The sequence below is a fragment of the Winogradskyella sp. ABM4_392 genome (genome assembly GCF_056160445.1).
Genome location: NZ_JBSWXE010000001.1, coordinates 142,209 through 155,027, shown reverse-complemented (window position 1 = coordinate 155,027; position 12,819 = coordinate 142,209). Strand labels below are relative to the sequence as shown.

General features: G+C 32.9%; 10 protein-coding genes. 9 read left to right on the top strand and 1 reads right to left on the bottom strand.

The window, feature by feature from the left end; all coding sequences use genetic code 11:
• Positions 1-813 (bottom strand): glycogen/starch synthase, encoded by an 813-nt coding sequence (locus tag ACXAFS_RS00575; protein ID WP_475304610.1) that lies wholly within the window; start codon positions 811-813, stop codon positions 1-3.
• Positions 814-923: 110 nt separating this feature from the next.
• On the opposite strand from ACXAFS_RS00575, the gene panC reads away from it, so the two are divergent.
• From panC to ACXAFS_RS00530, 9 genes are all read left to right on the top strand, one after another.
• Entirely contained in the window at positions 924-1,775 is an 852-nt protein-coding gene (gene panC, locus ACXAFS_RS00570; protein WP_475304608.1) for a pantoate--beta-alanine ligase, read from the top strand.
• Positions 1,776-1,788: 13 nt separating this feature from the next.
• Positions 1,789-2,139 carry an aspartate 1-decarboxylase gene (gene panD, locus ACXAFS_RS00565; protein WP_138432327.1) on the top strand — a complete coding sequence of 117 codons (351 nt, stop codon included), beginning with the start codon at positions 1,789-1,791 and terminating at the stop codon, positions 2,137-2,139.
• 6 nt (positions 2,140-2,145) lie between these two features.
• Entirely contained in the window at positions 2,146-3,105 is a 960-nt protein-coding gene (locus ACXAFS_RS00560; RefSeq protein ID WP_475304607.1) for a lysylphosphatidylglycerol synthase transmembrane domain-containing protein, read from the top strand.
• 43 nt (positions 3,106-3,148) lie between these two features.
• Positions 3,149-4,297: an alpha/beta hydrolase gene (locus ACXAFS_RS00555; RefSeq protein ID WP_475304605.1), complete on the top strand. Its 1,149-nt coding sequence runs from the start codon at positions 3,149-3,151 to the stop codon at positions 4,295-4,297.
• A 77-nt stretch (positions 4,298-4,374) separates the two neighbouring features.
• A complete protein-coding gene (locus ACXAFS_RS00550; protein WP_475304604.1) occupies positions 4,375-5,559 on the top strand; it encodes an alpha/beta hydrolase in 1,185 nt (394 codons plus the stop codon).
• A complete protein-coding gene (locus tag ACXAFS_RS00545; RefSeq protein ID WP_475304602.1) occupies positions 5,546-5,695 on the top strand; it encodes a hypothetical protein in 150 nt (49 codons plus the stop codon). The genes ACXAFS_RS00550 and ACXAFS_RS00545 overlap by 14 nt, the downstream gene beginning before the upstream one ends.
• A 179-nt stretch (positions 5,696-5,874) precedes the next feature.
• Positions 5,875-7,233 carry a DNA repair protein RadA gene (gene radA, locus ACXAFS_RS00540; protein WP_475304600.1) on the top strand — a complete coding sequence of 453 codons (1,359 nt, stop codon included), beginning with the start codon at positions 5,875-5,877 and terminating at the stop codon, positions 7,231-7,233.
• A 247-nt stretch (positions 7,234-7,480) separates the two neighbouring features.
• Positions 7,481-8,278, top strand: a complete 798-nt coding sequence (locus ACXAFS_RS00535) for a T9SS type A sorting domain-containing protein (protein ID WP_475304599.1) — start codon at positions 7,481-7,483, stop codon at positions 8,276-8,278.
• Between the two features lie 279 nt (positions 8,279-8,557).
• Complete coding sequence (locus ACXAFS_RS00530) at positions 8,558-12,808, top strand: LamG-like jellyroll fold domain-containing protein (protein ID WP_475304598.1); 4,251 nt, start codon at positions 8,558-8,560, stop codon at positions 12,806-12,808.
• The last annotated feature ends 11 nt before the right edge of the window (positions 12,809-12,819 follow it).

Genomic DNA, 12,819 nt, shown 5'->3' with positions numbered 1-12,819 from the left:
TTAACTGTTTAATACAGTTTCTTTATAAAATTCTGTGTACGGATCTGCAAACTCTTCAATAGAGTGAAAATCTAGTACAGGTTTTTCTAATTCATTAATATAGCTGTCTAGTTCTTTAGGTAATTCTTCAGAACCTCTAATTATGGCATCTGAGTTGTCGATAGCTATTTTCATAAGGTTTATATAATCAGGTTTTTCTAAGGACTTTATAGCTTCTTCATCTATCCCGTCAAATTTCACCTTACTAATCATTCCTTTATCTAACGTACCTTCAAAGTTTTGATTGTATACAGAGGTTACTATTTTACTTTCAGTGAATAACGGTTCTGTTTTATAGAATTCTTTGAGATATAAAGGTAACAATGAAGCTAACCATCCATTTACATGAATAATGTCTGGAGCCCAATTTAATTTTTTAACAGTTTCTATAACACCTTTAGCAAAGAAAATAGCACGCTCATCATTATCTGGGAATAGCTTTCCATCTTCATCAGTTAAAGTTGCTTTTCTTTTAAAGTACTCTTCATTATCTATAAAGTATACCTGAATACGTTCTTTTGGGATAGAAGCAACTTTAATGATTAGAGGCATGTCTAAGTCATTGATTACCAGGTTGATTCCAGAAAGTCTGATTACTTCGTGTAATTGATGTCTTCTCTCGTTAATATTACCAAAGCGTGGCATAAATATTCGTATTTGCCCTCCTTGTTTGTTTACCATTCTTGGAGCTTCAAATGACATTGAAGAAATCTCAGTTTCTGGTAAATATGGAACTACTTCCGAGGACACATACAATATTCGTTTATCTTTCATAAATCTGCTGCTTTTGTAAATTAAAAGTAAAAAACATGCAAAATTACAAAAATTTGTGCAGATTGCCAGTAAAATATTATGTTTGCACGCGTTAATTTTTTGTTACTAAAGTGAAAATTTTTCATAATAAATCTGAATTGTCTCATCTTATTGATGAGTTCAGGGCTAATAATAAAGCAGTTGGTTTTGTGCCAACAATGGGTGCACTCCATAACGGACATTTATCACTTGTAGAAAAAGGACTTAGTGAAAATGACATTGTTGTGGTTAGTATTTTTGTTAATCCTACACAGTTCGACAACAAAGAAGATTTAATTAAATATCCTAGAACTCTAAACGCAGATGTAGAGCTGCTAAAAACTGTTAGTACCGATAAAATTATAGTGTACGCACCTTCAGTTGAAGATATTTACAAAGATGACGTACAATCTCAATCTTTTAAGTTCGATGGGCTCGAAAATGAGATGGAGGGAGCTTTTAGAGATGGACATTTTGATGGAGTAGGCACTATCGTAAAACGACTATTCGAAATTGTAACACCAAACAGAGCGTACTTTGGCGAAAAAGATTTTCAGCAGTTACAAATCATAAAGAAACTAGTTGAGCTTTATCATATCCCTGTAAAAGTCATAGGTTGTCCGATTCATAGAGCAAAAGATGGCTTAGCCATGAGCTCAAGAAATACTAGGTTATCAGAAGAGCATAGAAATGCTGCGCCATTTATATACAAAACATTAAAAACTGCCAAAACTAAGTTTGGCACAAAAAGTGCTAAAAAAGTAACGGAATGGGTTGAGAAGCAATTTAATAAACAACCTCTTTTAGAATTAGAGTATTTTATTATTGCAGACACAAAAACCTTAAAACCAGTAAAACGTAAATCAACAAAAAAGACATACAGAGCTTTTATTGCAGTGTATGCTGGTGATATAAGACTAATAGACAATATCGCCTTAAATTAATTATCTTTGCCTCATGCAAATTCAAGTTGTAAAATCTAAGATACATCGCGTTAAATGTACAGGAGCAGACCTTAACTACATTGGTAGTATAACTATTGATGAAGACTTAATGGATGCTGCCAATATTATACAAGGTGAAAAAGTTCAGATTGTTAATAATAACAATGGTGAGCGTCTCGAAACCTACTGTATACCTGGCCCAAGAAACAGTGGAGAAATTACATTAAATGGAGCGGCTGCACGTAAGGTAGCAGTTGGTGACATTTTAATTTTAATCACTTATGCTTTTATGGATATTGAAGAAGCTAAAGTGTTTAAACCCTCTTTAGTGTTCCCAGACGAAGCTACCAATCTTCTAAAATAATTTTGTTTGAGCAAATTCAAATCCATCCTAAAAGTTGTGATTCCCTTACTCTTAGGAGTGGTGCTGGTTTGGTACTCATTATCTCAAATTTCTGTTTCAAAGTTAGTTCAGTATTTTAAGGATGCTGATTATTTTTGGATCATACTTGGCGTAAGCTTTGGGATTTTAAGCCATTTGTCTAGAGCATATCGTTGGCTTTTTATGGCAGAGCCTTTAGGCTATAAACCAAAGTTGGCCAATAGCTTTATGTCGGTGTATTCGGCTTATCTCATCAACTTAACTATACCTAGAGCAGGTGAAGTGGCAAGAGCTTCAATTTTAGCTAACTATGAAGGTGTAACTTTTGAAAAAGGTTTTGGAACAATAGTAGCCGAGCGTGTTGCGGATACTATAATGCTTTTTTTAATTATAGGTTTGGCATTGGTGTTAGAGTTTGAGTTTATTTATGAGTTTTTTGCCAGCAAGTTTAATTCTTCAACCTTAATAATAGGAGCATTAGTTCTTTTTGCATTGGTTATCATAATATATGTTTTTGTCGTTAGAAGCGGTTCTAAAATAGCATTAAAGATTAAAGAGTTTATAGGTGGATTGGTGGAAGGTGCACTTAGTATTTTTAAAATGAAAAAGAAATGGTCTTTCATTTTTCATACAATCTTCATTTGGGTGATGTATCTATCTATGTTTTATGTTACAACATTTGCCTTACCTGAATTAGATAAAATACCATTGGCAGCTATTTTAATAGGATTTATTTTAGCAAGTTTTAGCATTGCTGCAACCAATGGAGGCATAGGCTCATTTCCCGAAGCAATAGTCATAGCATTTGCTCTATTTAATATTGCCGAAGACCCAAGCAGAGCCTTTGGTTGGATAATGTGGTCTACACAAACTTTAGTAATTATTATTCTTGGTGGTATTTCTTTAATCTATTTGCCAATCTATAATAGAAAGCAAGAAAGTATTTAGAAATATTTTTTACCTTGCTTTAACTTTAAAGTCAACCATCAATATGAAGACATTCTTCACTTCCCTGTTTTTAGTATGTTTTTTAATAAATAGCCATGCGCAAGCTATTTATAAGACCATCGATTCTTACAAATTAGATGGTACAAGAGAATTAAAGATTCAACTACCTAGAAATTATGATCCTGAAGCAGAACGAGCGTATCCATTAGTAATTGTTTTAGATGGAGACTACCTGTTTGAACCTGTTGCAGGTAATATTGATTATCAAGCGTATTGGGAAGATATTCCAGATTGTATAGTGGTTGGTGTTAAACAAGACAAAACGCGCGAAGTAGATTTTGCTTACGACGATACTACATATTTTCCTTCTGATGGAGGAGCTGATTTTTATGAGTTTTTAAGTGGTGAATTAATTCCTTACATAGAAGAAAGTTATAAAGTATCTAACTTTAAGGTTATTATTGGGCATGATCTTGGTGCTAACTTTATCAATTACTATCTTTTTAAGGATAAACCATTGTTTAGAGCCTATATTAGTCTAAGTCCAGATTTGGCTCCAGAAATGGTTAATCGCTTGCAAGAACGTTTATCTATTTTAGAGCAAGAAACATTTTATTACATGGCAACTGCAGATGCAGATATTAAAGCCTTAAGGAATGATATTGTTGAATGCGATGCCAAGTTAAAGTCTATTCAAAATGAGAAACTCCACTATAAGTTCGACAATTTTGAAGATGCTAACCATTATTCTCTTGTTGGAAGAGGTATTCCAAAAGCATTGAATGAAATATTCACACTCTATAAGCCGATTAGTGGTAAAGAATACAGAGAAAAAATACTCACTTATGAAGGTTCACCGTATGATTACCTAATAAAAAAATACGAAAACATTGAGTATTTCTATGGTTTTGAAAAAAAGCTGACAGAAAATGATATTAGAGCTATTGCTGCAGCATGTAAAAAACGAGATGATTTAGATTCGTTAGAAAAGCTGGCTAAATTGGTTAATAAAGAGTTTCCTAAATCTATGCTAGGTGCTTATTATATGGGTATGTACTACGAAAAAGAAGGAAATCTTAAAAAAGCATTACTCCGTTACAAAGCAGGCTTAATGTTAGAGCCCTCTCAGTATATTGATAAAGAAATGATGCTAGAAAAAATGTACGACGTTCAAGATGCTATGGACGACTAGTTGCATTTCATCGAAAAAAATTCACAACTTAACGATATTTTAGTATGTTTGATATCCCAAGTCAAACCTACTTATAAATGAAAAAAGCTACCCTAATACTTTTGGCATGTTTTCTTTGCATGCCAATTTTTGCGCAAATTAGCTATGATGAAATTAATTCATCAAAATTAAATGCAGTTCGTAAACTTAAAATTAAGTTACCCAAAAACTACGATCCTTCATCAGAAATTAAATATCCCTTAATTATTGTTTTTGATGGTGACTATTTATTTGAACCTATTGCTGGTCAAGTAGATTTTCAAACGTATTTTGATGATATGCCAAGTTCTATTATAGTGGGTGTAGTGCAAGGTAGCGAAAGACGTTATGATGGCTATTGCGATGAAGTTACAGGTCTACCAAAAGAGTCTGGTTTACGCTTCCATGATTTTGTTTCTGAAGAACTTATACCATACTTAGATAATAGGTATAACACCAGTAAGTTTAGAGTTGCAGTAGGTCATGATTTAATGGGTAATTTTATTAATTCATATTTGTTTAAAGAAGATCCTTTGTTCAATGCATATGTATGCATTAGCCCAGATTTGTCTGGTACAGTAAGGGATTATTTGGGTAAACGATTAGAGTTTTTTAAAGATGATATTTTCTATTATATGGCAACATCAGACAAGGATTTACCATACATTAGAGAAGCTGTATTAAATGCTGATTCTCAAATATCTCAAGTAAAAAATCAGTACCTAACCTATTATTTTGATGATTTTGAAAACGACAACCATTATACTTTGGTTAATAGTGCAATAGCAAGATCTTTTGATAAAATTTTTGAACTGTATAAACCACTTCGCGAAAAAGAGTTAGAAGAAAAGGTGCTGCCATATGAAGGTACACTAGACGAATATCTTGTTGATAGATACGATAGAATTGAAGATTTATTCGGAATAAAAAAGTCAATTACAGAAGAAGAGTTTGAGAAAGTTGTTAAAGTTGCTGAGCAACGAAACGACTTAGAGTCTTTGGAAAAAATAGGAAGGTTGGCTAAAAAACTTAATCCAGAATCTTTATTAGGAACTTATTATTTAGCACAGCACTCAGAGAAAATTGGTAAAAACAAAAAAGCCAAAAAGCTATATGAGTCTGCATTAGAGTTAAACGATGTAAGTCATATAGATAGGGATTTTATTTTTTCTAAAATAGATGAACTAACCGTAGTTGATACAGACGAACAAGAAGAAGAGGAGGAGGACAATGAAGAAAACTAAAAGAGGTATATCCACAGATTATTTTTTTGAAGCTATATTTAAAAAAGCAAAGACTTTGGTAGTAACCAATAGAACTTCAAAACTACACATAATAAAACTTTTGGCGTTTGTAAATTGGTTTAAGGACATCAATTAAAACGTGTTCCCGTGAAAACGGGAATCTCAATTGTTTATTGACATCGTCATCATTCTTTTGAAACGTGTAATTAGTATAATTCATACTAAAAGCTAAGTAACTACTGCTGTAAATAAAGAAATTCTTTAACTTAGCCTTTCCTTAATTTAAGAAGACTTCCACTTTCGCGGAAGATAAATATGGCTAAAGTAAAAACAACTTTTTTTTGTCAAAATTGCGGAACGCAATATGCTAAATGGCAAGGACAATGTAACTCTTGTAAGCAATGGAATACGATTGCTGAAGAGGTTATTCAAAAACCAGAAAAAAACGATTGGAAACCGAGCTCATCAACAACAAAGCGAGTTTCAAAACCGCTTAAAATTAATGAGATTGACACAGCTCAAGAAGCTCGATTAAATATGCAAGATGCTGAATTTAATCGTGTTTTGGGAGGTGGTATGGTACAAGGGTCACTAACACTATTGGGTGGTGAGCCAGGAATAGGTAAAAGTACTTTGTTGCTTCAAATAGCTTTGAGCTTGCCTTATAAAACCCTTTATGTTTCAGGAGAAGAAAGCCAGAAGCAGATAAAAATGCGAGCTGAACGCATCAATCCTAAAGAGAATAACTGTTACATTCTTACAGAAACCAAAACCCAAAACATTTTTAAGCAAATAGAAACTGTCGAGCCAGATTTGGTAATAATAGATTCTATCCAAACACTTCATAGTGATTATATTGAGTCTTCTGCAGGAAGTATTTCGCAAATAAAAGAATGTACTACAGAGCTTATAAAGTATGCTAAAGAAACAGCAACACCAGTATTGTTAATAGGTCATATTACTAAAGATGGCCATATCGCAGGACCAAAGATTTTAGAGCATATGGTAGATACTGTTCTTCAATTTGAAGGTGATCGCAATCATGTGTTTAGAATTTTAAGAGCACATAAAAACCGATTCGGATCTACCAATGAACTTGGTATTTACGAAATGCAAGGCTCTGGTTTACGTGAAGTTTCAAATCCATCAGAAATATTGATTTCAGAAAAAGACGGAGAATTATCAGGTAATGCAGTTGCAGCAACTTTAGAAGGTTTAAGACCATTGATGATTGAGGTGCAAGCATTAGTCAGCACAGCAGTTTATGGTACTCCTCAGCGTTCGGCAACAGGTTTTAATGCTAAACGGTTAAATATGTTATTGGCAGTTTTAGAGAAACGTGCTGGTTTTAGATTGGGAGCCAAAGACGTCTTTTTAAATATTACTGGAGGAATCACTGTTGACGATCCAGCAATAGATTTAGCAGTTGTGGCTTCAATTTTGTCTTCAAACGAAGATGTGGCATTACCAAGCGATTACTGTTTTGCGGCTGAAGTTGGACTCTCTGGCGAAATAAGACCAGTACAGCGAGTGGAACAACGCATTCTTGAAGCTGAAAAATTAGGCTTTTCTACAATTTTCGTTTCTAAATACAATAAAATTACGTTAAAGAACCCTTCGATTAAAGTGCAACTCATTTCTAAGATCGAGGATTTGGTAGATTTCTTGGTCTAACTACCTGGAAATGAGTGTCTGTTTGTCGATTTTTTTTGTCTTTTTGGTTAAAAACTAATGGTTTAACGACTTTATTTTCACTTTATCGAATAAGAATTGCAAGTAAATTTCTTGAGGCTACTATTGTATTGTAATTGTAAATCAGATAATTACAATTCTCACCCTCAGAGAACAAAATCCATTAGACTTAAAATTTTATTGTAGTACATAGTTAAAAAGGACTCAAACAACCATTAAACCTTATACTATGAAAACAAAACTACTTAACCTGAAAAACGTTGCACTATTTGTTCTTTTAGCTTTTAGCTATACACAAGTTTCAATTGCACAAAACACATCAAGTAACAATGTTGCAGATGAAATGCAAAGATTTACTTTGGAATTTATCAGCTTAGACGGATTAGACGTGGCAAGAGAACTTCAATTGAGTTTTAGCTCAATGACATCTGACAGTTTTGATGATGGGTACGAAACTAAAAATTTAGATGTTCTTGCTGACGATTTAAATTTAATTTTAGATGAAGAACTTATGCTTGCACAAGCCTATGGGCCAATTACAGAAGAAAAATTGGTGCCATTAGTTCTACAAAGTACGGGAAATTATGACTTCACTATTCAATTGACTTCTATGGACAATATGGGTGACCAGAGTATTAGGTTGAGAGACAAATACACAGGGAACATTTATGATTTAAGAAGTGGTGATGCATTTCAATTTTCTTCTGATTCTGGCTTTTTTACAGATAGATTCGAGATATTTTTCAAAACGCAAACATTATCACATTCTCAATTTGAACTTGAAAATATTGATATAAATTTTATTGTCAACTCCAATACAATGATTATTAATAACCCAAAGAATGTAAAGATTAGCAATGTAGAAATGTATGCTATTTCTGGTCAAATGGTTGAAAATAGAATTATTGAAAATGAAAATCAGCGTATAGAATATACTCTTAGTAATATGAGTACAGGCATATATATTGTAAGTTTGATTACAGAAACTAAAGGAGTATTAACTAAAAAGATTTTAGTGAAAAAATAATAAAAAATTTAAGGGTTATCTTAATCTTTTTTAAAGTGTCAAGATAACCCTCAACATTTAAAAAGTAATATGAAAACTACTTAAAAAGTCATTTTATCGAATAAAAAATACATTTTATCGATATTATATTTGTTTAACTCATTGTTAATCATTACTATTGCAGAGTGTAATTTCTCCCTAACTATTTTAAAACACACAAACTTCCCTCAAAGTTTATAATCCTATTGGCATAAAACTTGTTTTAAGTGCATAAAAATTAGTCCCCAAACTATAAGGCTTATGTACAAAACTATTTTCTATTTTCTTTTTTTAGGAGCTATCTCAAGTGCAATTGCTCAAACTAACGCACCTAGCATACAGTCTGGTGTAACATTTCAATGGAGCGATACGCAAACTCATAAAAATCATCCGGCAACTATTGAGAGTATTACTGTTAACGGTAATATCTATTTCAATTTTGGCGTCCCTTCTGGTTATGAAATGACACAACTTGGTCCTGCAGGCCATAACATTAATAAGATTACAAAAAATGGTACTAAAGTTGAAAATAAAAGTGACAGCCCAACATGGGATGAAACTGCATTAGATGCTTTTAGGTCTCTAAATCTTAATTATTATTTCGAGGCTAACGGAAATGGTGACAATATCTGTAATGATTACACAGCAAAAGAAACTACAGATGCACAAAAACTTTCCCTTTTTTATGATGGAGGAATTGTAGCAAGTTCTAGTGGTATAATTGCAGTTACAGAACGTAATGCTAATAATTGCTTACATATAGAGTTTTTCGGTTATTTGGAGGACAGTACTATTGAGGAATCTTTAGGAGAAACATTTATCAACCAAACATCTACGGAGTATGGTTTTGGTGGTACGGGAACAGCTGGACAATTGGGTACAGTGGGAGCAATTAACCCTCCACCAACAGGAACTGATTATTGGTTAAGTGATAGGGTAGTAAATACAGGTGGTACTATTGGTATAGCTCTTTTTTACTTAGATGACATTGCACCAACAGGTTCATTAATTACAAGAGCAACAATTACTTCTGCTACTGATGATAATGGAGATGGCAAAATGTTCATTCTTACTTTGCCAGATTATGATAAGGACGGAATGAGTGATATTGATGATCTAGATGATGATAATGATGGTATAAAAGATATAGATGAATCAAATAATATCGATCCTTCAGCAGACCATGATTTTGATGGAACACCAAATTACGAAGATGCGGACTTTTGTACTCTAAATGCCCATGGAGTATGCGCAAATTTAGATTTCGATTCAGACGGTATACCTAATCATTTTGATAAAGATAGTGATAATGATGGTATTACAGATGTTCTAGAATCTAATGGAACAGATAGCAATAAAGACGGTATGGCAGATGGTAAAGTTGGGAAACTAGTTGCAACCATGGGAATACCACAAACAGCTGGTACAGGAAACGTACCTATAAATACAGACGGAATTTCTAATCCAGATTTTATGGATATTGACTCAGATGATGACGGTATTCCTGACAATATTGAGGCGCAGCCAACAATAACTTATTTAGATCCAAGTGGTGTAGGAAATTTGTTTGTAGATTTTAACGAAGATGGAGTTGATGATGCCTACGGTACTTTTTTAGTGCCAGAAGATACAGATGGTGATGGTATTTATGATTATATAGATTCTGATAGTGATAATGATAATATACCTGATATCGAAGAAAATGGTATGCCTGATGTAATATTAAGTGCTGATTCAGACTTTGATGGATTAGATGATAATTTTGAAGGAGCAAACTCAAATGATCCATTAGACGTTAATGACGAAATAAATAACCCTAATATTTCAATATTACCAGATTCAGATGGAGACTTAAGTTCTGGAGGTGATTTAGATTATAGAGATTTATTCAATATTAACCCTTCAGCTACTGCAACTATAGATTTTGATGGTATAGATGATTATTTAACAGGTGATAGTCTTATGAATGGCCTTGGAGAGGTCACAATAATGGCCTGGATAAAAATAGATCAATCTAATAGTGGAAATACAAATGTTACTATTGCAGGAGAAGATACAGCATCTAGACTATATGTTTTTAATGGTAACAAGTTAATGTATTCTGTTAGAACAACCACTGGATCAACGAATGTGGTTAATGGTATAAATATTAACTATAATGAATGGCATCATATAGCTGGGACATTTTCAAACCAATCAGGTGCTGTCACTATTTACGTTGATGGAGTTAAGGTAACAGAAACAATCCAAACTAATCTAATTGGAAAAACACTAAGTGCAACAAGTAGTTGGAATGGTAAGTTTGAAGTTGGGCGTTTCTCTCGTTCTGTGAATGATCAACAATATTTTCCAGGTAATATTGATGAGGTTAGAGTTTTCAATAAAGCCTTATCAGAGGAACAAATACAACAAATGGTTTATCAAGAAATTGAAAACAATAATGGAGTTTTAAAAGGAAAAATCATTCCAAAAGATGTTATAGATACTAAAACACTAGAAACAGTTTCTTGGAATAATTTAATCGGCTATTATCCTATGTCTGGAATAAAAAACAGCACAACTGTAGATTATTCTGGAAACAATAAGACATTAAGGCTTGTTAATATAACTACTGTACAAGAACAAACAGCACCTATGCCTTATGTGACAATTGCTAATGGATCTTGGACAACTGAAGGGACTTGGTTACATGGAGATGTCTGGGATATTGAAGAGGTTAACGAAAATAAAGATTGGAGCATTGTTCAAATTAACAATAACATTACGTCAAATAGTTCTCACACTAATCTAGGGTTAATTGTAGAATATGATAAAAAGTTTACAATTACTGGAGATAATAAAATTGAGAACAGCTATTATTTAGAATTAAATGGAGCTATTGATTTAGAAGGAGATTCTCAGCTTGTACAAACAAAACATAGTGATTTAGTAACTTCTGCATCTGGTAAAATTTTAAGACGCCAAGAAGGTAATAGTAGTGTGTATTGGTATAACTATTGGTCTTCACCAATTGGAAGTATATCGTCAACAACATTAACAGATAACAACACATCATCAAATAATAACAATAACACCGACTTTAATATTTCCATGTTAAAGCAACCCAATGGTAATAATTTTCAATTCACCAATAGTTATCACGAAGTTGGTAAAATAAGTACGTATTGGTTATACACCTATAAAAATGGTGTTACCTATTATGATTGGGCTTGGCTAAACACAGCGAATGCGGTAGAACCAGGTGTTGGTTACACGCAAAAAGGGACTGGTGTTGGCACCCAACAACAATACTTATTTGAAGGAAAACCTAATAATGGAACCATAATAGTACCAGTATCAGATACAGGAGGTAATGGCTCCGTACCAGCAGTTTCAAAAACTGACTATCTGCTTGGTAATCCTTATCCATCAGCATTAGATATTCATAAATTTATAGATGATAATGCAGGTGTTATAGATGGAACTCTTCAGCTTTGGCAACAATGGAGTGGTGACTCTCATATCTTAGACGAGTATAATGGAGGTTATGCTCAGGTTAATAAAACAGGAGCAATACGAGCATATCAATTTGTTGGGATAGAAGGTGCTACAAATGGCAATCAAGATGGTACCAAAGTACCAACAAGATATTTGCCAGTAGGACAAGGGTTTATGACTGAGATTGTTGCGGATGGAAATATAGTATTCAATAATGATCAACGTATATTTATAAAAGAATCAGATGCAAATGGATCTTATAGTTCTGGGTCAGTGTTTTTTAGAGGAAACCCTAATCCTCAAAATTCAACGGAACAAGACAGTTCAGATTCAGAAGAGAGTGTTATGCAAAAGATTCGTATTGAGTTTAATTCAGTAGATGGTCCACAAACAAGAAGAGAATTGCTATTAGGTTTTAGTGAAAATACTTCAGATGAATTTGATTATGGTTACGAAGCTAAAAATACTGAAGAAAATGATGACGACCTTAATTTAGTAATGGCAAATGATAGATATACAATTCAGGCATATAGTATCATAGAAGAAGATAAAGTTGTTCCTTTAATGCTTAATGCTTCAGGTGTATATAATTATACAATTAAGTTAACCGAAACCGAAAACATTTCAGATAATCAGGAAATATATCTCAAAGATAATCTTACAAATACATATTATAATTTAAGAGAAGGGGAGCCATACGAGTTTTTGTCTGAAGCAGGCGAGTTTAGCAATAGATTAGAAATTGTTTTTCAAGGAGAGGCAGCATCTTTATCTCTAACAGATGAAATCATAGAGGATTTAGACATGTATTACGCTATTGGTAGAAAAAAAATGGTAATTCTTAACCCAAACAATAAAGCAATAAAGCAAATTGATATTGTAAACATGCTAGGACAGTCAGTTTATACAATAAACAATGTGTTTGAAGGAAGCTACAATGAATATGATTTGCATAATCTAAATACAGGTGCATATATTATAACCTTAACCACTGATACTAATACAGTACTAACAAAAAAGATTATTGTAAAGTAAGATTCAAAACT

Excerpts from the sequence above, each read along its gene's own strand:
- ACXAFS_RS00535 (WP_475304599.1), top strand. The coding sequence starts at position 7,481 with ATGAAAACAAAACTACTTAACCTGAAAAACGTTGCACTATTTGTTCTT.
- ACXAFS_RS00550 (WP_475304604.1), top strand. The coding sequence starts at position 4,375 with ATGAAAAAAGCTACCCTAATACTTTTGGCATGTTTTCTTTGCATGCCA.
- panD (WP_138432327.1), top strand. The coding sequence starts at position 1,789 with ATGCAAATTCAAGTTGTAAAATCTAAGATACATCGCGTTAAATGTACA.
- ACXAFS_RS00545 (WP_475304602.1), top strand. The coding sequence starts at position 5,546 with ATGAAGAAAACTAAAAGAGGTATATCCACAGATTATTTTTTTGAAGCT.
- ACXAFS_RS00575 (WP_475304610.1), bottom strand. The coding sequence starts at position 813 with ATGAAAGATAAACGAATATTGTATGTGTCCTCGGAAGTAGTTCCATAT.
- ACXAFS_RS00555 (WP_475304605.1), top strand. The coding sequence starts at position 3,149 with ATGAAGACATTCTTCACTTCCCTGTTTTTAGTATGTTTTTTAATAAAT.
- ACXAFS_RS00530 (WP_475304598.1), top strand. The coding sequence starts at position 8,558 with ATGTACAAAACTATTTTCTATTTTCTTTTTTTAGGAGCTATCTCAAGT.
- radA (WP_475304600.1), top strand. The coding sequence starts at position 5,875 with ATGGCTAAAGTAAAAACAACTTTTTTTTGTCAAAATTGCGGAACGCAA.